14 protein-coding genes and 1 pseudogene are annotated in these 21668 nt (G+C 43.8%); 3 read left to right on the top strand and 12 right to left on the bottom strand.

The window, feature by feature from the left end:
* Positions 1–501 precede the first annotated feature (501 nt).
* The 9 genes and pseudogenes from AC58P7_RS10640 to AC58P7_RS10600 all read right to left on the bottom strand — a co-directional run bounded on the left by AC58P7_RS10640 (position 502) and on the right by AC58P7_RS10600 (position 15465).
* Positions 502–4851 (bottom strand): S-layer homology domain-containing protein, encoded by a 4350-nt coding sequence (locus AC58P7_RS10640; RefSeq protein ID WP_497342519.1) that lies wholly within the window; start codon positions 4849–4851, stop codon positions 502–504.
* Positions 4852–4897: 46 nt separating this feature from the next.
* Positions 4898–6559 (bottom strand): DUF4091 domain-containing protein, encoded by a 1662-nt coding sequence (locus tag AC58P7_RS10635; RefSeq protein WP_497342517.1) that lies wholly within the window; start codon positions 6557–6559, stop codon positions 4898–4900.
* On the bottom strand, positions 6556–7845 hold the full coding sequence (locus AC58P7_RS10630; RefSeq protein ID WP_497342515.1) for a Gfo/Idh/MocA family protein: 1290 nt from the start codon (positions 7843–7845) through the stop codon (positions 6556–6558). The genes AC58P7_RS10635 and AC58P7_RS10630 overlap by 4 nt, the downstream gene beginning before the upstream one ends.
* Positions 7846–7874: 29 nt before the next feature.
* Entirely contained in the window at positions 7875–8762 is an 888-nt protein-coding gene (locus tag AC58P7_RS10625) for a carbohydrate ABC transporter permease (protein WP_497342513.1), read from the bottom strand.
* Positions 8763–8777: 15 nt separating this feature from the next.
* Positions 8778–9668, bottom strand: coding sequence for an ABC transporter permease (locus AC58P7_RS10620; protein WP_497342511.1), 891 nt, complete (start codon positions 9666–9668; stop codon positions 8778–8780).
* Between the two features lie 77 nt (positions 9669–9745).
* Complete coding sequence (locus tag AC58P7_RS10615; protein ID WP_497342509.1) at positions 9746–11473, bottom strand: extracellular solute-binding protein; 1728 nt, start codon at positions 11471–11473, stop codon at positions 9746–9748.
* A 120-nt stretch (positions 11474–11593) separates the two neighbouring features.
* On the bottom strand, positions 11594–12934 hold the full coding sequence (locus AC58P7_RS10610; protein WP_497342507.1) for a response regulator transcription factor: 1341 nt from the start codon (positions 12932–12934) through the stop codon (positions 11594–11596).
* A 12-nt stretch (positions 12935–12946) separates the two neighbouring features.
* Positions 12947–14677, bottom strand: coding sequence for a sensor histidine kinase (locus AC58P7_RS10605; protein WP_497342505.1), 1731 nt, complete (start codon positions 14675–14677; stop codon positions 12947–12949).
* Positions 14678–14754: 77 nt separating this feature from the next.
* Positions 14755–15465 (bottom strand): annotated as a pseudogene (locus AC58P7_RS10600) (NUDIX hydrolase).
* Between the two features lie 126 nt (positions 15466–15591).
* Here AC58P7_RS10600 and AC58P7_RS10595 point away from each other — a divergent pair.
* Positions 15592–15750 carry a hypothetical protein gene (locus AC58P7_RS10595; RefSeq protein WP_497342503.1) on the top strand — a complete coding sequence of 53 codons (159 nt, stop codon included), beginning with the start codon at positions 15592–15594 and terminating at the stop codon, positions 15748–15750.
* A 303-nt stretch (positions 15751–16053) separates the two neighbouring features.
* Here AC58P7_RS10595 and AC58P7_RS10590 read toward each other — a convergent pair whose 3' ends face one another.
* Complete coding sequence (locus tag AC58P7_RS10590) at positions 16054–18255, bottom strand: hypothetical protein (RefSeq protein ID WP_497342501.1); 2202 nt, start codon at positions 18253–18255, stop codon at positions 16054–16056.
* Positions 18256–18677: 422 nt separating this feature from the next.
* Between AC58P7_RS10590 and AC58P7_RS10585 the strand changes: the two genes are divergently transcribed.
* Positions 18678–18857: a hypothetical protein gene (locus AC58P7_RS10585; protein ID WP_497342499.1), complete on the top strand. Its 180-nt coding sequence runs from the start codon at positions 18678–18680 to the stop codon at positions 18855–18857.
* Positions 18858–19598: 741 nt separating this feature from the next.
* Here AC58P7_RS10585 and AC58P7_RS10580 read toward each other — a convergent pair.
* The gene (locus AC58P7_RS10580; protein WP_497342497.1) at positions 19599–20372 is read right to left on the bottom strand and encodes a hypothetical protein; all 774 of its coding nucleotides are present in this window, start codon (positions 20370–20372) and stop codon (positions 19599–19601) included.
* A gap of 360 nt (positions 20373–20732) precedes the next feature.
* On the opposite strand from AC58P7_RS10580, the gene AC58P7_RS10575 reads away from it, so the two are divergent.
* Positions 20733–21092, top strand: coding sequence for a helix-turn-helix domain-containing protein (locus tag AC58P7_RS10575; RefSeq protein WP_497342495.1), 360 nt, complete (start codon positions 20733–20735; stop codon positions 21090–21092).
* Between the two features lie 240 nt (positions 21093–21332).
* On the opposite strand, the gene AC58P7_RS10570 is transcribed toward AC58P7_RS10575, so the two are convergent.
* On the bottom strand, positions 21333–21557 hold the full coding sequence (locus tag AC58P7_RS10570; protein ID WP_497342493.1) for a transcriptional regulator: 225 nt from the start codon (positions 21555–21557) through the stop codon (positions 21333–21335).
* Positions 21558–21668 lie beyond the last annotated feature (111 nt).

Raw genomic sequence — 21668 nt, 5'->3', positions numbered from 1 at the left:
TGATATACCTCCCAATAACCATTTAACTCTCTTATTAAGATTAACAAAAATAATCGCGTCAAAAATATAAAATATATTAGATTATAGTAGAGTTTTTGGCTAGTAGTTTAGCGTAAATACGATTAAAGCTTGAACAAACAACCAGCCGTCTTATTAGCGTAATTCCGTATTTTATAGTTTGACCTGCTGTAGCAGGGTACATCTATAGATTTTATTCGAGGATGGATTTGTGAGGAGACCGTCATTCATTTGGATGATGTGCTTTTGCTGGATGGTTCTCCGACGATGTTGAAATCATTTCAGCTTGATTATCATGATCGTGCTTATAAAGTGATGCAGAGAAAACAATTGCCGGGATAGAAGTCATGCATATGATAAAGAAAGGGCAGGTCGAATGCAATCATTCGTCTGTCCTTTCTGCAGTAGATTGTTGCACCGAAACTCTAAAAAACGGAGCCCCATTTGCGTTCAAACGCTGGACTCCGTTTTTTATAATATTAATTAATTAATGAATTGTTCATACTGCAGCAAACGCTTCAGCATAACCGCCGCTTCGGCACGGCTTGCTTTCGCGCTCGGTACGAAGGTCTGATTGGTCACGCCATTGATGATTCCCGCATTTACCGATTGCGTTACGGCATCCTTAGCCCATTCACTGATGGACCCAGCATCTGTGAATCTGGCTAAGTCCTTCACATCCGCTGCTGCTTTCTTGCCCGCAAAGTTCATTGCGCGTGTGATCATCACAGCCATTTGCTCACGAGTAATGTTCGCATCCGGCTGGAATGTGCCGTTCTCAAAGCCTTCCACTAACCCGGCCTTGCTTGCAGCACCGATGGCTCCTGCAAACCAATCATTCGTTTTCACGTCGGTAAATTGTGCTGTGTTCGTTTCCGACAGCCCCAGAGCACGTACTAGAAGCTCTGCGAATTGTGCGCGTGTAATTTCTTTTTGCGGAGCGAAGCTGCTCTCTGTCATTCCGTTAATAATAAGCTTAGATGCCAACAATTCAACGTCGGCTTGAGACCAATGGCCTTTCAAGTCCTCAAATGTTTTGGCGGACTCTACAACTGTATAGATACTGTTACCCGGACGTTTTAGGCTTGCTTTCGTAATTCCATCCGACGCCGAGAAGGTCGCAGGTACGAAGCTCAAAGTTCCTGTTGCCGGGTTGTATTGAACCACGGTTGTGTTCTTCGCATCTACCACTTTGGTTATTTCAATCGTTCTGGTAACATAAGTCTTTCCGAAATCATTCAGAGATACCTGTTTCCCGTTAGCTTCCGCCGTTACGTTAAAGTCTACAGCTGGGGTAATAGGTTTCAGATCTGCTTGCTTGGCTTTCGTTTCGATATCAGCGGAAGTTGTCCTGCTGACTTTCTCGATACTAATGCTGACTTTTATATCTTTCGCTGCGGACACTAACGCTGTCGCAAGGCCAGATATGTCCACTACCTTCAACGGAAGGTCATAGGTTGCCCCATTATATTTCATGGAAAACACCGCTGCCGGTACTTCGGCTAACAGTTCCGCCAATGATGCGGCCGGAACCTCGACCTTGCCGATGTCTTCATTGCCTTTGACTTCGATGTTAATTCGCTGATCCGCTTCTGTCGAAGCTTTGAGCAGCTTCATCACTTGCGCTAATGCATCTCCTTCGATGGTTACTTTTGCGACCGATGTCCCGTCTGCGGTTTTGTCGCTTACCGGCTGAACATTGATAATTTGCACACCGTCTTTGGTCGGCTCAACCGACTGGCCGGCTGTTGCAGTTGTCGAAGTGCTGTTGCTGCTACTACTTTCGTTGTTACTGTCGGAAAACGGAATTGCGCCAGTTTCCTTCGAATTCGAGCTCTCTCCACCTGCATTTGCAGCTGTCACTACATAGTAGTAGGTTGTTCCATTTACTAAGCCCGTATCCGAATAAGTTGCTCCAGTTACATTGGCGGCAATCGTCGTATACGGACCACCGCTGGTCGTACTTCGTTTCACATTATAGTACGTCGCGCCGGTGACGGTGCTCCATGTCAAGCTTACTTGAGCATTGCCCGCTGTCGCTGTCAAATCGGATGGTGCTGTCGGTACTGTCGGTACTGTCGGTGCTTGTACCGGAGTTGCGTTTACTTCTTTAGAGTTTGAACTCTCACCTCCGGGGTTTGCTGCAGTTACTACATAGTAATAGGTTGCTCCGTTAACTAAGCCCGCATCCGAATAAGTTGCTCCTGTTACGCTGGCGGCAATCGTCGTATACGGCCCACCACTGTTCGTACTGCGCTTCACATTATAGTATGTCGCATCCGTTACGGTCGACCACATCAGGTTCACTTGTGAATCAACCGGCGAAGCTGTCAGATGGGTCGGTTGAGCCGGAACCGGCACCGAATTATCTGGAGAATACAGATTTAGTTCTAAAACCGCAGGTCTGCTGCCTCCTGTTGCAGTCATTTCGAACTTAAAAGTTGTCGCTTCTAGCGGATCAAAGGTAGCTACCTTCGTGCTTGAATCTGCTGCCCATGTGCCCGGGTTGCCGGTACCGGTTGGGATTGCCGTGAAATTGACATCGTCCGTACTGACGTACAATTTATACGCTGTAACCGCGTATGCCCCTGAATAAGGTTTATAGTCGAATTTTGAAATGGTGTACTTTTGATTCAATGTCAGGATGATATACTGAGGACTCGCAGGTGTTGGAAGACTAGATGGATACCAATAAGTCGAAGTACTTCCATCAATCGCCTTGGCTGCAGCATACGAACTACTATAAATACTTGAAGCTGTAGCGGTCATAGATGATTGCGATATTTTCGTGTAAAGCCCCGCTCCATTTGTTCCTGTACCGATTCCGACCTGTACTTCCGCTGCAGAAGTATGTCCCGATGAATGCAGTGCTATAATTTTAATATAGGAAGCCGAAACGGACGAGAACACCGCCCTTTTCCCATATGTATTGTTTGCCCACGTGCCGGTAGCAACTTTTGTAAAGCCTACGCCATCGGTACTTGTATACACTTGGTAATTGGTAATGACTCCGGCCGCATCATCTGCTGAAGGAACGTAGATGACACGATCGATGTTGTATGTCCCTCCCAAAGCTATCGTCAAGGATGGATTCGATCCGTCTTCCGATTGCCAATAGGTTTGATCCTGACCGTCTACCGCACTCATAGAGCTATGGCCTGTCGTGCTGCTTGTCACAACGGCGCTCATCTGCTGCTGTGGTACATAGATGCGTATCGCTGTGGAAGGAGTTCCCGTCAATTCCTGAACACCCATATCGGGACTTACGGCATTGATCATATTTCCATAAAAGTCCTTGATTCCTTGAGCTTGCGGACTTTCGATACCGGCGTCGATAGCAGGAGAGTTCGTTTGCAGCTGGTACCCTTGCAGCGTATCAAGACCAATACTTCCCGAACCGGGATTCACAAACTTCGGATTACCCGTCATCCCATAAGGATCGAAAGGCTCCTGCTGTGTATGTTGTCCGCTGGCTTCGTAAAAAATGTTGTGGCTGAACGTCAGCTGATCCCAGTTGCCATTTCCCCATTTCGTCGGTGTTGTCGTGCTCGTGTTATAAAAAATATTGTTATAGAAATGATAGCCTAATTTTGTTTCATCACTGCTGTCTCCGTTAATCTTATGATTAGCGCCGTCATAATAAAAGATATTGTTGTAGAGATACGCCGACGTCGTCTCATTATAAGCAAAATGGCGGAAAGCCAAGCCGTCGTTTTGGCTGATGTTGTAGCGGAATATATCATTTTCATTCGCTCCCATAAGCAAAACAGTGCCCATCGGATTGTCATGGCTATAGTTGTACTGGTAAACAGTATCGATGCCGTAATAATCGAAGTCAAATGCGCAGCCGTCTTGGTTCGAAGCAGGACCTCCGTATACTTCATTGAACTGGAATATCGTATGATTGGCGTTCCATAACCAAATTCCGGCAACAGCCGTGGTCGTTAACGCTCTTGTTCCAAAGCTAGACAACACGTTATGCTCGACGATCGCATCCTTGGTTTCCCGCATGAGAATCCCGTCTCCGCCAATATCGCTCATTGTATTATTAGCTACATGGAAACCCGTGCCCCATTGGTTATTGTTACGGACTCCGTCTCGGAAGCAAGAGTCTGTACCGGGACAAGTGAAAATGTTCAACTTATTCGGCTGGATTGCCGTCCGGTCTACTTTCGTCAAGGTGTTATGTTCAATCCGGATGTCATCGAATCTAGCAGATGAAGCTGTGCTTGGTCCGACAATTTCTCCGGAGATCCCTGCCCCGGCGGCAGACCCGTTCTCGTTCCCATCTACATCATGGATATAACAATTTCGAATATAAATGTGATGGAACACATGGTTGCTTTCCGATATATTGGCATCGATCTTATAATAGATGCCCATTCTAACGTCTGTCGTATCATTGGTGCTCAGGTTGTCATCATTCGTAATTTCCAGATTGTTAATCTCCCAATATTCCTGATTGACCAGATAGATCGTCCCTGTGTTATTCAACCCGCCACCGTTAATAACAGGCTTGCTGCCGGTACCATACCTATCGATCACAATTGGACTGCCGTTTACTCCGGATCCTTTTGGAGATAGCTGTCCGTTCCATATTCCTCCGGTTTTAAACAAGAGAGTGTCACCTGGATTAAAAACAGTCGCATTGATTTTGGTGAGCGATTTCCACGCAGCCGATGTGTCGGTACCGGAATTAGCATCATTGCCATTTTCAGAATCCACATAGTATGTCGTTCCTGCTGCGCTGGCCGGTGGCGGAATGCGCATAGTTGCAATCATGCATAGCATTACAAATAGAACAAACCATTTCTTCATAAACAACTTCTTCATCATGATTCCCTCCCGAATACAATGGTATTGTTAACGCTTTCTTTTTCTACTGTAAATGCTCTTTTATTTTCCTGTTGATCCATTCCCGCTTCGATAACAGCCATGTGGCCTCGACCGGATAGCAATGGAATGAAATCGGCCGCTCAAGCCCGTCCTCCAAGGCATCCAGCACGTACTGCCTGCCATGAATCTCCTCTAGGAGCTGCAGCGCCCGTAAATCTTGTAACGCTTCTTGCAGTACTTCAAGACGAATCGATTCGATCGGCCCTTGTTCACCGGGATATACCAAGTAGGCATCTCCAGATGCAAAGGCATGATCTGCATCCGTTACGCGATACGGATCGACGGCCCGGCGTGAAAACTGCGAATACCAATAATTGTAGCCCCAATGCAAAAAACCGGAAACATTGTACTTATAAAGCTGAATACCCAAGATCCTATTGCGCGCGGACGGCATATTAAAGAAACGGTTTGAAACCGCTTTATACTGTACGCAGCAATAATAAGTCCATAATGGAGACACCCCGTTCTCAAGAAACGACTCCATATGATCATTTGCCGGAACCGGATTTTTCACCAGGCCTTTCTCATAAAAATCATAATCAGACAAGGCATCAATAATCGGAAAGTCATCCAGATATTCTCGAACCATTCGGCTTGCATTCCCATAAGATTCAAGATGATCGATAGTGGGTTCATCTGAAATGTGAAAGAAGCTTTGTTTCGAGAGGCCATTTTCATGAATCCATTTCGTCAAGGACGGCAGCATTTGCGCGAGAAACCGTCTGTACGCTTCTCCCGACGCATCTGTCTCCCAACCGAAAATCTGTTTGCATTCCCCTTGCTCCATTGCCATTATTTTCGGCGCATGTTTGGCTCCCCATTGTGTGAAAAGATGAGAAAACTCAAAGTATTCGACACCACGGCTTTGGCACATTTCAACCCATCTCTTCAAACGATCGAAGCCGAATTGATACGAATGCGGCGCGGTCACTTCAATATCGAGAAGCTGAACTGTTGGCCTTTCTCCGCCGACATCGGTATCAAGCGGCGGCGTGAACAAAGGAGTCAATATCATGTTAACACCGTGTTTAAACGCCGTTTGAACATAACAATCCATCAATGCCCAATGCTTCTCCGAGAAAATTTCCGTCTCGTAATGCGTCGCAAGACAGTCTGCATGCAACCATTCCGTATGAATCAGCCGCTGCTTGGGAAGGGAGGCGTTTATGATTTCCAATTCAAAGGTCTCCCGCCCTTGCATGACCCCCTCCTCTGATTCCAAACCAATGCAGATGCTATATAGACCTGGCTCCACATTTCCTTCCAGCTCCACTGTTATCCAAATCGACCGCCATTGCCCCGGAGGCGCGTTTATCCCCTCCGTTTCAAATAATGGAAATAGCGGATCAGGATATAAACCGGGTAAGACACGAAGCACATTATCGTCATGATCATGATAAGCCGGCAATTCCGAAGGTACGACTCCGACGCTTCGGACCGCAATATATTTCTCTATTGCTGATTCAATCTTAACGTTAATCCCTTTCAGAAGCCGCTCCGAGCGGAATGCGACTTGAAAGGAATAGGTTTCGTTCAGCAGCATGGATCCTTTCTCATACGCCGCTTCAACTAATTCTTCATCAGAGAACACTTTGGCTAATGAACTCAGAACACGAGTCTCAAATCTGTTGAGCGAATGTGTCATATCTCATCCCCTCTTTTGTCTTGTCGCGTTCCGAAACGCTTCCTAAATTCCTGTAAATGGACGGTGCTTCTCTCGATACGGGATTCCTCAGCTGCGAATGCCATAAGATGGCTTTGAACAGAGCGGTTTGCCGAGGTTAGCCCTTGAATTCTGCCATTTGAACGAACCATCTTCAGAAAATCCTGGATCAACCTCGCATCCCCCCCTCCATGACCAACATGACCGCTCACATTCTCAAAATTGATCCGTTCGACTTTCCCACTCCCAAAATGGAGAATCTCAATTTCATTCTTCTCCATGGCACCTCGGATCTCCCCACGGGTTCCCATTAATTTAATCGTTCGGCTGACATCTCTCGTGAATGCACTCATCGTGAATGACACTGTAACCCCATTGGCAAAATCCAAATTAACGACCTGATGGTCTACAACGTCATTATCGCAATGGTAAACACATCTGCCGTAAGGCCCCTTAAGTAAGGCCTTGTAGCGGGCACTATAGCTATTATCATCGCTGATAGCGGAAGTCGGCCAATCGGTATCGTCTGTCAAATATTGCTTCGGCGCATAATAGAGACACTCATCCGAAACCGGGCAACCGTCCAAACAGCGGGCAGGGGCTCCTTTTGGTGCTTGACTAACCGTAAAATGACTAAGTGAACCGAACGAGGATACACTAACGCAATCCGAGTTTGCCAGCCAGAGCAGAATATCAAGATCGTGGCAAGACTTTGCCAGAATCATCGGACTAGACTCGTCCTTGCGGCGCCAATTCCCACGCACATAGCTGTGCGCTTGGTGCCAGTAACCCACATTCTCATTATGTTGGATCGACATTAGTTGACCAATTGTATCCTGATCCAGCAATTCTTTCAGCGTCGAGAAAAACGGCGTATACCGAAGTACGTGACAGATGGAAAACACCAGGCCAGACTGGGAAGCCAATTCCCCCATCAGAATGCATTCTTCGGGGTCTGGCGATATCGGCTTCTCTAAAAGCACATGATAACCCGCCTTCAAAGCCTTCATGGCCGGCTCAAAATGCTGTTTATCCTGCGTGCAGATCAATACGGCATCAGCTAGCTTGGGAACAGCGAATAAATCATCCCAACTCTCAAAACACTTCGAATCGGCAACACCATGTCTGCCTTTAAAGCTCTCTCTCCGCTCTCGAACAGGTTCCGCAACCGCAACAACTTCAACTTCATGTGGATGCTGCAAAGCGTATTCCAGATAGTTGACTCCGCGTTGACCTGCTCCGATTAATGCAACCTTAATTTTGCTCATCCTATATCTTCTCCAATACTTTTTTTAAACTATTCTTTTACGCTTCCTACCGTCATTCCTTTGACAAAATACTTTTGCAAGAAGGGATACACAAGCATGATTGGCAGCGCCCCCATGAAAATTTGGGCTGCCCTAAGCGTTTTATCGCTTAAATTCCCCATCTCCTTGATCTGTTCAACCGAGAGCGACGCCATCTGAGAACTACTCGACATGATGAGTGTGGACAGATAGGTCTGTAAAGGGTATTTACTCGGAGAATTCAAGTACAGAATGCCATCGAACCATGAATTCCAGTGTCCAACAATCGTAAACAATCCTATAGTTGCGATGGACGGCAGTGAGACTGGCAAGTAAATGTGAAACAATATTCTCCAATGTCCTGCTCCATCAATCGTTGCTGCCTCATCCAGTTCCTTCGGAATCGTTCTGAAAAAATTCAGCATCAGGACCATGTTCCAAACACTGAGTGCTCCAGGCACAATCAGAGCCCATATGGAATTTATCAAGCCGGTGCTCAATACGATGATATAGGTTGGGATTAACCCGCCACCGAAAAACATCGTAATCGCAAAGAACCAAACATATTTGGTTCGGAGCCTAAATGCTTCAGTAGATTTCGATAACGGATAAGCCGTAATAAACACCAGAAACAAATTGATCGCTGTGCCCAATATGACCCTCTCGACGGACACCTTAAGCGAACGAAAAAACTCAATCTTATGACCTAGATAGTCGTACGCATCCAGACTAAAACCGACTGGCCACAGCTTTACCTCGCCTGCAATTGCCGCTGTGTTCGAACTAAGCGAGATCGAGAGCAAATGAAGGAACGGAAGAATGCCCAGTATGGTGATAACCGTTAGAAGCAGCGAATTGACTAGTACGAAAAGCGTTCTTCCAATTGTTCGATTACGCATCTCTCCACCTCTATGTTAAAAAATTCTGTAATTGTTATATTTATAGGCCGCATAGTAGGTCAAAGACACGAGTACAAGGGAAATCACGGACTTGAACAATCCGACAGCGGCGGCGGGTCCGAATTGTTGACTAAACATCCCGAGCCGGTAAACGAACGTGTCGATAACATCCGCACCCGCGTAGACCGTCGGGTTATATAGAATCAGGATTTGCTCAAAGCCCGCATTGAGAATTCCTCCAAGGCTTAATACTCCCAGTAAAATCAGAATCGGCGCCATCCCTGGAAGCGTGATATGCAGCATTTGTTTCCATCTTCCGGCCCCGTCTACTTCAGCTGCCTCATATAGGGTCGCATTGATCCCGGTGATAGCCGCAAGCATAACAATCATATTGTAGCCCATCCCTTTCCAGACATCGGAAGCGATTATTATCCCTCGGAACCACTGGTTGTTCAGCATGAACATAATAGGCTTTATATCCAATGCGGTGAGCAGGCCGTTTATCGGACCATTCAGAGAGAATAATTCAATAATGACGCCGCCAAGTACGGCCCATGAGAGAAAGAACGGCAAAAAAATAGATGATTGCGTGATGCGCGAGAACCATTTTTTGGTTACCTCGTTAAGAAGCAGTGCCAGAATCAATGGAACAAGCAAGAACAGCATCATTTTAAAAACCGAGATAAGAATAGTATTCCATAGCACCTGTTTGAAATCGGGCAACTCGAAAATATACCTGAAATTATCTAATCCGATGAACCTGGAGTGAAAAAAGCCGGACAGCGGCTCAAACTGCTGAAAAGCCATCACAAGGCCGGCCATGGGGCCATAGGCATAGATCAGTGTGACGATCATGCCGGGCATCAGCATCAAATGAAGCGGATATTCTTTTTTCAGAGTCCTCAATGACGGACCTCCTTCCGATTAAAAAGGGAGGGATTTGCCAATTGCTCGGAACCATACCCTCCCGTCTAATCAACAAATTATTTTACAGATTGCTTGTTGTGCCAGTCATTGACCTCATCGGTGATTTGGTCACCGCCAAGGGATTTCCAGCTGGAAACAAATTTATCGAATTCATCAAGAGACCCGCCCATAATAATCTTGGTGAAGCTCTCCGACATCAATTTATCAAGCTGTGATCCCTTTTCCGTTTGGGTTTTAGTAGGAAGTGCGTAGAACTCATTGTTTACATAAGCTTTACTCTGTTTGATCTGACGCGTAATTCCCCAGCCACCATCTTTAGACGCGCGGCTAAAATATTGTCCCCAGTTCACGCCTTTGGTTGCTTCCGAAGTATTTCCCGCAAGATAATTCGTTGAAGCCTTGAAGACATCTGCTACGGTTTTGTAATTCTCGTCATCCAGTGTAATTTCATTTTGTTTCGCTTCCAGCGACTTATTGACTTCGGTATAGATCGTTTCAATTTGAGCCGGATTGTAAATCCGGGGAACGAACCAGTTGTATACATAACCGTTCTCAGCTTTATTCTGATCCATATATTTCTTATTGCCCATTTCAATGTAGAAGTTAATCATCTTAATGGCAGCTTCCGGGTTTTCCATATCTTTGTTTACGGCGATGAGTTTGCTTAAGCGAAGCTTAGGAACGAGTGATTTCCCAGCACCATTCAAACCTGGAATTTGCAGCGCGATCCAGTTCGCGTTTTTATCCTTGTCAACGTTCAAGTTCAAAGGCCAGTTCGGATACCACCATTCCCCATAGGAAATCCCTACTTTACCTGCTGTAATATCTTCTACTGTCTTATTCTCATCCATCAACGCAAATTCTTTATTCAAGATGCCTTCCTTGTACCAAGACTGCAGCTTGCCAAGTGCTGTCTTCACCTCAGGCTGGATGAGCCCTGGAATCAATTTTTCGCTACTATCCTTCATCCAAGCGGTCTGGCCGTCGCCAACTGACGGATAAGCACCAAATCCGTTAAAGAAGCCCCGGAGGTCAAATCCCCAGAAGAACAGACTTTTTTGTGTTGCAATCCCATAGGTATCGCTTTTACCGTTTTGATCCGGGTCATTTTGCACAAAAGCCAACGCTACTTTTTCTAATTCATCCATTGTTTTGGGCGCTTGCAAATGCAGGTTGTCGAGCCAATCCTTTCGAATCCAAAGCAGTTGTGTGGATAGGAAAGGATCCTCAAATCCTGGAAGTCCGTATAATTTGCCATCCTCGCTGAATGCCTTCATTGCAAAGCCACCGTCGGACTCCATGTACTTCTTGAGTGCTGGGGAGGCGTATTTGTTATAGACCTCGGTCAGATCGGCGAGCTTCCCCATTTTTTTCAACTTCTCATAATTCGTCTGAGCCAGTTCCATAATATCCGGCAAGTCATTTGAAGCAATGGCTAGTGAAAATTTCTGGTCGTATTGATTTGTTGGAACTGTCCATTTATATTTGACTTCAATATTGAGCATATCTTTAAGATCTTTAAGGTAAGCATTCTGTTCCGGAGTAATTCCTTTGGGTGTGCGTGGATCTTCAGGAGGATTATAGCCCAACACTTCATTGACCGTTACCGTCTTAGGATACTTGCCTAATGGGTCATTTGACGTGTTACTACCCTTTTCCCCCCCATTGGTAGAGGTCTGAGGCGTTGAATTAGCTGTCTCTTTTCCTTGATTTGAGCATGCTGATAATACCGAAAACGTCATCGTCGCAATCAAAATCATCTTCCATGTCGCAATCCGTTTCATATTGAACACGTTCCTCCCTTTTTCTATTAATTATGATGAATCTATTACTAAATTAATTATGATACCTGGTGAATGTGCTTTCAATTTTGAGTTTTTTACATTCACTTTCACTTTCTTTACTCATTTGTTATTCCGATATTCCTGGGGGGAGATACCCTTCTTTCTCTTGAAGAATGTCGTGAAATAGGAATGCGAATCAAACCCGACTCGCACAGCAATTTCGTTTAACTTCAGGTTGGTATGCTCCATAAGGCGAATCGCCTCCTCCAGCCTCATCATATGGATATATTCCAGCAAATTACGCCCTGTTATTTGTTTATAAAAGCGAGATAAGTACGATGGGTTAAAATGCACTTTCTCCGCAATGGAGGTCAGCGAGATATCTCCGGATAAATGCTCATGTATATACGTATGAATCTGGTCAATGACCAACGATTTTACGTCTTCTTGCCTCATCCCGACGCCCTCATATAAAGATTCCTCATCCATACTGGATCCTTCGAGGTCGATCATGACCATATTTTGGCCTGCTGACACCCTGTTTTTCAGCATGGACCGTAAGGATTTATATTGATCCCGAATCGTGTCCCATATGCTTACAGGATTACCGGATATGCCGAATGATACGAATACATCCAACCTTAGTTCACAATCATTTTGTACTTGTTCCAAAATGCCTTTCATATAGACTTTGACAGCATTCCATTGCGATTCAATCGCCGTTTCAGCGGCCTGAAAACGACTTAGCAGCACCGCTTCAGGCTGAAGAAGCCAGACAAGATCATTACCTAAAATAGCCTGCTCTCTTGCAATTGTCGCGGGCAGGTAATTGTCAAGTGTCCTTTGAACAGATTCAAGAAACCCCCTGGAAGTCGCATCCTCCAAGCGGTCTATGCTTCCAAACAGTAAAAATGCCGGCTGATCAATCGAAATGCCAAAGTCCACATCTTCATAACGAGGCTCGTTTCTCAGTGAACGCTTAGGCTCACCTTCCAGAACCCTTCTCATTAGCTCGTCTTTCAAAAAAGGCTCGGCGATTTGAAAATGCATCCTAGCCTTCTCTTCTTGAATTCTTCGGCGATTCTCTTCATCGAGTTTTTTGGAAGCCTGCTTCACGGCTTCGAAAATGGGGCCAACTCCTTCTGTTTTCAGGATATAATCGTCCACGTTTTTGCGCAGAGCTTCATGAATGTAATCAAAATCATTGTATCCGCTCAGAAATATAATTCGGCATAACGGCCAATAGAAGGTAATTTCATCAATGAGCTGAAGTCCGCTCTTTTGGGGCATACGTATATCGCTGACTAGAATATCCAGCTTCTTTTTCTTAGCGATCTCGACAGCTTCTTTGGCGGAATAGGCTTTGCATACATCCAGTTCGAATTGAGTATTCTCCTGAAAAAGCTGAACCAAGCCATTTACGATGCCGGGCTCGTCGTCTACAATCAACAATCGGTACATGGTCAAGCCTCCTTATCCAAAGATTATAACTAAATCAACCTTTAATCCCCCATACGGACTGCGCGAGACGAAGAGTCCGCTGCCCGATGCATACTTTAGCTGAAGCCGGTTATTCACGTTAATTAAACCCGTTTGTTCAATATGTTTCGAATCCATTGTGAGTTTTTTTCGCAATTGTTCCACATGTTCATCGGTTAGCATGTTCCCGTTGTCCTCAACCGTTACTTGCAATCTACCTTCGTGATATTCCGTACTAATATAAACGATCCCTTCCTCTGTACCGTCTTCAAAGGCGTGTTCGAATACATTTTCGACAATGGGCTGAATAATAAGCCGCGGCACGGGGATAAACTGCGGGATATTCGATATTTCTTGATATTCGTAAGCAATCCGGTTTGAGAAACGAATACATTGAATTTCACAATAATCGAGTGCATGGCGGTATTCTTTATAAAACGGAACCTCATCCGATCCGCTTCTTGTGATGTACTCGTAGTAGCTCCCTAGTTTCTGCGAAAGCGTAGCGGCTCCGTCCGTGTCCCCCACTTGGCACATCACATGAATATTGAAAAAGCAATTGTAAAGAAAATGCGGATTAATTTGAGATTGGAGCTGCTTGAACTGGGAGTGCTGCAACGCAATCTTTTGCTCATAGTTTTCTTCGATCGATTTCTTCAGTTTGTGGGCCATGTTATTGAATCCGTTGAAGACATAATGAAACTCATCGTTTGATTTGGACTCAATCATAATATTGAGGCTATCGGCTTCAATCATATGGAAGGCTTTGACCAGCTTGGATAATGGTCTGTGGATCATCAAATGAACAGAAAATGAGTACAGCACCATAACGATAACAGCCATAAAGAATAGGGAATAGAACCATGAACTGAAATGGACTAAAGGACGCGTGATTTCATTCTGGTTTACGTACATCATTAAAGACAAGTGCATGGAACTGACCTCATCCTGGATGATAAAGTAACTTATACCATGGAGCTTTCTTATCACCGACCTATTCGGTTCTTTAACAATTGACTCGCCTGTCAAGTTCAATATCTCGGCTGAATCCTTGACTTCCTTCGCAGTCGTCAAGACAATACCAGATTCTTGATTTCCAAGAAAGACATTGGACTCCGGATACAGCTTTGTAATTTCTCTTAAAGCGTTTAGCAGCTTAGGTATGGAAATTTCGATATAGGACCAGATACCGCCGTTATTCTCAACTTCAATGAAAAAGATCCTTTCCCCGGTCCGATAAAACGAATGCTTTGGCGTACTCGGGATGAGGGACTGAATCAATTCCATTTCCGGATTGGGTGTAACGGTAGCGCCATTCATCGTGGAAATCGTTTTTCCGATGGCCTCGACATAAACGCCGGCGTTCACCACATATGCGCTGGATTCGGTAAGAGTCGTAAGTCGATCCCTAACCTGATTAATGAGCTGAACCTCTTCATAATTCTCCAGTGTCCTGCCCCGGAAACTCAGCTTCTGCAGATTATCGTCGTTTAGCAGCTGGTTCTGTAAATTTCGAATTAAATACAGTTCGTTATCCAGCTGTTTAGAATAAAAGTCCGCGCCTGCCAAAGTGGAATTCAGAATGGTTTGTCTCGTGATGGACATTCCTTTGTAATTCAACCAAATGTTTATGGAAATAAGTGGGAGGAAGAATAAGATAAAGACAATGATCATTTTCTGATAGACAAACCATTTCGATGCTTTCCCTGCAACCTGTAATTTCAATACTTTCCCTCCTTAAGGTTAGTTCCCAAACAACAATACTATCAATATGACATTATCAAAAGATAAAAGAGAAGCGCCTAACTGTAAATGGACAGCTGTGGCGTCAGATCGGTAAAACGATAGAGCTGTGCTGCTCTCTGCGAGTAGCGGTTTGAAAGATTTACCACTCCGTTTCGCTCCACGGCTTCTTCAATAATTCCTTTGCGGCTTTGTGTAGACGTGATTTTGCGAATGAAATTGCTTTCCTCAAAACTCGGAACGATGGTTTGGATGACTAGATACACCTCACCAATCGTGAACTCTTAAGGAAGAAATTCCTTGGCAATCGTTGTTGTGAGCATCTTTTCTCGGATTTTCTGCAACACGTCGGTCAAAATCTCCCTATGATCAAAAGCTAACGCTAGCCCAAGAGCCTCCTCCACCGTAAATAAGCGCACATCAGACGCATCCGTGTCGGCACGCCTTTCAGCCAACCACTTCTAGTGAACTAAAGCGAAGAAGCGTGAGAGATGATCCATCCTCTTGGATCACGGCCAGGTTTACTGTAGACGTTAAAGTATTCCATTTGAACATCGGTCACACCTGTTTCTTCTTGCAATTCCCCCATTGCGCAAGCGTACATACTTTCCGACTCTTGACAAAACCCGCCAGGCCCGAATGAGCAGAGCCTTCTTGGTGGTGTTCTTTTCAGTTGAGGTAATGGTGAAGATAACGATATCGCTTGGTGCACCATCTGGTGTCCGATATTTATGGGAAGTGTAGTGTGATTCATTTCCGTTTGCATCCATTGTGCCACCTGCTCTCACAACTTTAATGTCGATTTGATATTATCATTATGACGTGTTTGATGGTAATGTCAAGTCATATAGGGTCCGCACTTTTTGACATGGATGAAAGAACTTGTTGTAATAAGTATGAACTCTACATATTCGGTTCGTGATTGGGTAAACCGTCAAGATAACCCGCCTCACACACTGGATACTATGCTTGCCATCGAGATGATTCAAGATATTTTCGACCTACTTCCTGCTCCGTTGCATTTGAATTTCGAAACCGAATTAGAATGGGAGTAAGGTTATACTTAGTAGGGGATGGATTTACCCGAACGGGAAGCTACCCGGAATCTCTTACGTATCTAGCTATTTGATTCGGAAAGTTTAATTCTTGATACCCGTCTTTCAATCACTTCATCCTGTGTAAGTTCACGCTTCATAAGACGTCAAGAAGCTTTCTTTCGAGAGTCATATGTAATCCCCTCCGGTGCTTACATTAGTAATACAAAAAAGGTACTCACAGACTGGACACTTTCTCAAAGTGTCCAGTCTGTGAGTACCAATCTACTGGTGATTACAGTCTTTTAAAATTCAAAAATACTTCTAAGGTGTAAAGATTAGAGCTGCAGAAGCGGCGCTTGTTGGAGCTGTAGCCGTTGCTTTGACACGAACCTTCACTTGGATACTACCTGTAAGTACAGGAGCAGTTCCGATATTGTAAGTTTTGTAAGCTGACCAAGTCGTTCCACCATTTGTGCTTGTGGTGTACTCCATTGTATTATTAAGTCCGGAAATTGTGTTTTTGGTATCATCTTTAGTGACGACAGGAGCACTAGGCATTTTCGCTAGTGATACCTTAACGCTGTCTGATGCAGGTACTGTAGATGTTGCTTTGACACGAATTGTTACGTCTACTGTCGCGGTTGCGCTTAGCAGAGTGCTGATGTCAATAGAACTGCCTGTAACACTAGTCCAAGTAGGCGCTGTTGAACTTGCATTAATTGAATATTCCATCGAGCTGTCTACTCCGTAGATCGCATTTGACGGATATACGACAACAACTGCAGGAGCGAGTTCGCGAATAGGAAGATTAAATGCGTATACATTAGAAGCTACGGAACTCGATGAAGCTTTCTCACGAACCATCAAAGTCGTCGGAGTAGTAGCTGAAGATTTGATAAAGTTAGTAAGGTCCAGAGTTGTTGCTGTTACAGGGCTAAATTTCTTTCCATCTGTACTATACTCGTGAACAGAAGTTGATAAACCAGTCAACTTGTCCCCAGCCGTATAATTAATTGTTAGTCCTGTTGGTTTAGCACCACGAGCCGGAAGCGTGATCACTTGATTAGCCGAATAGAATGCTGTTGTAGTTGACTTAAAACGTACATATACATTACTTGTAACTGTATCTGAAAGTATATCAGAAACGCTATTTTTTGCGGTAGCTATCCTAAATGTATTTCCGCCATCCAAACTGTATTCCATCTTAGCAAAATCAGCAGCAATCGAAATCGCCTCGTTTGCCTTGTCGAACTGAGGTGTTGTTGGCGCAGCCGGACGAGCTGGAACTGTTATTATTTTTGGTGCAGATGCTGGAGCATCAGTCGTAGCTACAGTGCGCAAATATACTGTCTGTGTAACAGTGTTACTTGGTGTTACATTGTAGTACGTGGCGTTAACTACTGTATAAGTAACTCCGCCATCTGTACTTACTGCAGTTTTACCAGAATCGAGCGGTGTAATTTGTTCATTAGCATAGCTCAGAGTTGCTGTAGGCGCTGCTCCTGCTTTCTTCAAAACTACGCTAGCTGCATCAGATGCAGGTGTTTGTGTGCCAGCAACAGCCTTTGTCCGTACTTTCAAAGTTACATCAGCAGTGCTGCTGACAAGAGAGCTGACATCTGCCGTTGTACCTGTGAAAGTAGTCCAACTTGTAGGGGTTGTTCCAACGCCGTATTCCATCGTTGTTGCTACACCGGAAAGAACTCCAGTTGCAGTAGTAAAAGTAATACCTGTTGGAGTGGCAGGGCGCTTGTTCAACGTAATTTGTTTAGAATCTGAGGCAAATTTGGTGCTGGTCGTGCTCCCCTTAGTGCGAACAAACAACGTTGTCGCAGTACCGGAATTTGCTTGAATAAGCGACTTAACATCGATAGACGTTGCTGTAACTGCCGTCCATGTAGTTCCATTTGTGCTGTACTCCATTGTGTTACTTACACCGTTAACTTTTTCAGCATTCAGATCAAGTGTGGCACTAGGAGCAGCATCACGTTTATTAAGTGTAATGTTATTCTTTTCAGAGCTGAAAGTGGTAGCTGTTGCCGATCTGTAAACAGATAGCGTTACCGAACTAGATGCGCTATTCATCGGAATTACATCTTTCAATGATAAAGCATATGTAGCATCTGTTACTGTGGTCCAAGTTGTTCCGCCATTGACGCTGTACTTCATGTCTTTCAATAAACTGACTTTCTCACCAGAATAATCCACAATCAACGCCGGTTTTGCTGGACGAGCTGGGATCGTTAAAGTAGATTCAGTAGTCCCGCCAACAAGATGATACTTGAAAGTGGATGTTCCTGGTACGATGGATACAGGTGCTACATCAGCTGTAAGTGTTACCAGTGAACTACTATTAAGCGTATAGTCCTTCACTTGACCATAAGTAATACCCGTTACTGACTCACTCGTGAAGTCGATTTTCGGTGGCGTTGACGTTGCATATCCCGGAACCACATTTACGAAAGTTGCTGCTATTGTAGCTACTGCCGTTAATGCCGATACCTTTTTCTTAAACTTAAACATAGGACTTCCTCCTTAAATTTATATTTGCGTTATAAGTCCAATAGGTATATCGACATATACAGAGGAAAATGTTAGACATTTTTTTCAATAATTTCTCAAGGAATTTTCTCAATCAGAATGAACTAACAATGTAAAGTTTCGATAAATGAGAATTTTGTAGAACCATGTCGAATCCTGTCTTCACTTAATTCGTACAATTCTTGGCGTATTTGTCGTTTATTTGAACCGTTATGAATTGTTTCTTTTTTTCTCAAAAAAAAAAAAACAAGGCTATCTCTCAGGTCTTACCGGACCTTTTGAAACAACCTCTCAAGCTTGTAAAGCTGGATTGCGGTCGGAGGGATTTGAACCCTCACGCTTTGTGAGCGCCACATCCCTCCATAAACAAAAGCATCTCGCTAACGGTAGGTGGCCAAGCTCAAGTGAAGGCTCCTAAAAGCAAAGCTTCAAAACGAACAGTCACGATGCCGGAGTGGTTTATGCAAGAAATGAAGAGTTTCCATCATAATTGGAAGGTCGATAAATTGAAAGCAGATAGCGGAGCAGAACTCCCTGAATCAGCGAAAAGCCGACCTAGAGAAACAGATCGGCGAACGCGATGATATGGAAGAGCAGCTTAGAGACTTCAAAAAGCAGGTCAATTAGGTGGCTCGATTGGACATTGATGACGAAAAGGTCCTGAAAATAGTTATCCACAGACTCGTTCGAAAAATCGAAATATCTGACATGGGTTCAGTCAAAGAAATTCATTACAATTTCATGAATCCCTTATCCTACGGAGCTTAAGAGGGGCGCAGTATCATTCTGCGCCCTCCCATTTTAGTAACACTGAGCACTCCACATGTGTCGTATGCGGGATTATAACAGCAACCTTTAGTATCAAATATATTCATTTAAAATAATTGCGTTTTCAACCTAATAATGTGTTTCGTAGAGTAAGGAAAATGGAATGTGACCATTCCGTGACCAATTAGTAGTTTTCATCGTATAATCAAACTGCAAACTAGCTTATTAAACTCTCTAGAAAAAGAAAAAAACCTTGATTCAACAAGGTTTTTGCCTGGGATGCGGTCGGAGGGATTTGAACCCTCACGCCTTGTGAGCGCCACCCCCTCAAGGTGATGGAGTGGCTTTGCTCGGCTCTGTTATAGTGGGTTAAATCCTTGATCCAATGCGGATTTTCTACTCAACATTAAGTTGCATTTGAATGCACTTTGCTACTTGTTGACGAAGTTCGTCAACAGTTCGTCAACAAGTAGTTTTTATTTAAAATCAGGTCATCCAGCACATTGCCAAGCTCTCCTAATATGTAACATCTGATGCGCTCCGTCTAATGCCTTTAGCTACTGCGCGGCCTGCGCCTTGCTGATGCTCTTGCTTTGTTCATCACAATACTCAGCCCATAATCCCAAGAACGTTCCTAGAACGGCAGGGCGCATACTCTCACGGGTACTACGCTCTACTTGCTTGAAATACAATTCTAATTCATTTGTTTTGGGCTTGTACTCATTAAGTATCCGACACACGACAATGTACTCCTTCGTTACTTCCGCTTTTTTCGTCTTGCCATCTTTAAAAGTGTGGTTCGTTCTCATCCAGTTCCAAAAATAATCTGCTTGAATAGCTTTAAGTGCTTTTTTCACTCGTTTCCGCTTTGCATTGCGTTTTTTATTTCGCTCTTGTTTTCGTTCTAGTTGATACGCTTTGCCTTCCTCGGTCAGCAGCCACTCCTTCTGTCGTTCAATACGTAACTCGTGTTGACGCATACGTTCCGCTTTCTCTTCTTCCTTTCTCATTATTCTTTCTGCTTGTTCAGCTTTCTTTGTTTCTCTGGTCTCCCGCTTCATCCTTATAATTTCTTGAATTATCGTTTGATAATCCCCTTCACGCGTTGTAATGTAATACTCCGTCACGCCCAGCTCAATAAGAGCACAATACCGTGCATAACCGTCCACTAACGTCCATCCTGTTCCTGTCTTTACAACTTCAATAGGCTTCATTACACCGTTTTCATAATGTTTCTTTGCCGCCTTTACTTTGTGAGATAAACTCGCCATTATGTTGTATTGTGGATTCCTTCCGTGAACAAAAATTTCCGCTAAAGCTATTTTCTTCATCGTGTTTACTCCTTTTTTATAAACCCTTATTTTCACCGTTCCAATTATTTGAGTTCAATCAATCCATAACGAATAAAACGGAAAAATAATAATTCCTTCAATTATTGCCCTATTGGGAGTAAGGTTAGGCTTAGTAGTGGTTGGATTTACGATTACATTTTATTCGTTTTTTCATCAAAGGACGTTTATGGAGATCAGGATCGCCCCCATTTACGCCTTTCATCATTAGTTGAGATATCTTTATATATAACTCAATAGTATAATCCTTATAAGGACTATATTCAATAAAATTTTATAATACAAGTGACTTCATGACCACCTCAAACTTACCTACTCTTGGTATAGAGGTGATTGGCGATTATGACGGGCTTACTTAAGTTGAAAATTGGCGAGCAGATCAAAGCATTACGTACTGCAAAAAAGTTAACACAAACTCAATTAGGTGAGATGGCTGAGCTTCCTTACACATATATAGGAGGCATTGAACGAGGAGAACGCAATTTATCTATAGATACCCTTGAAAAGATTATCCTTGCACTTGATGTTTCACCATTAGAAATTTTTCGGTTCATCGAAATTAAAGGTCACAAATCTGAACAAAAGGAAAAGGATGAAGAACTTTATAATTTTATGGCACTGATGAGCTCTAATAGTTATGAAGACATTAAATTTTTTCATAAATTGGCTGCTGACATACTTAAGCACACTAAAAAAAAATAGGACCTACTTAGCGTTCGATTTCCAATTACAATTACATTTACATATCTTCACAGCTTTTTATAAATCTCCTCACTCTACGGCTTTAAAAAGATACAATTAATAAAACAACCGCTCATTCAAAAATGATCGGTTGTTTTATTAATTGTATCTTCGTTTTCTTGGATACCTTCTCATTAATTCTGCCGCGCTGCTAGGGTAGATCCCCTACTTACTCATGGTTTTTGTTGACCATATATAACGTTACATCCAAAAATCATCTTTATTAATGTTCTGTTTAGTAAGATACTTCGCTGCATCAATCAGCAATTTCATGGTGCTTCTTGTTGGCCTATAATCCTCATCACTGCAAGCTTTTGTAATGGTGTTTGGCGTGAGTTTGCTTACTTCCCTCACTTTTTCCTGACCGCCATATCCTAAATGCCTATCAATGAACTCACCGTACTTACTACGTTTTTTAAACCCCATTATTCATCCCCCTAGCCTAGCTGGAAATATCACCTATTAAGTCTCAGCATGGACAAGTCTAGCGAAATATATTCGTATTTTTGCGAAAGTTGGACAACTAGTATGGCATAA

This window comes from Paenibacillus sp. J22FR5 (assembly GCF_059691975.1).
Note: the sequence above shows the minus strand (reverse complement) of the source record. Positions and strands in the feature narration are given on the sequence as shown.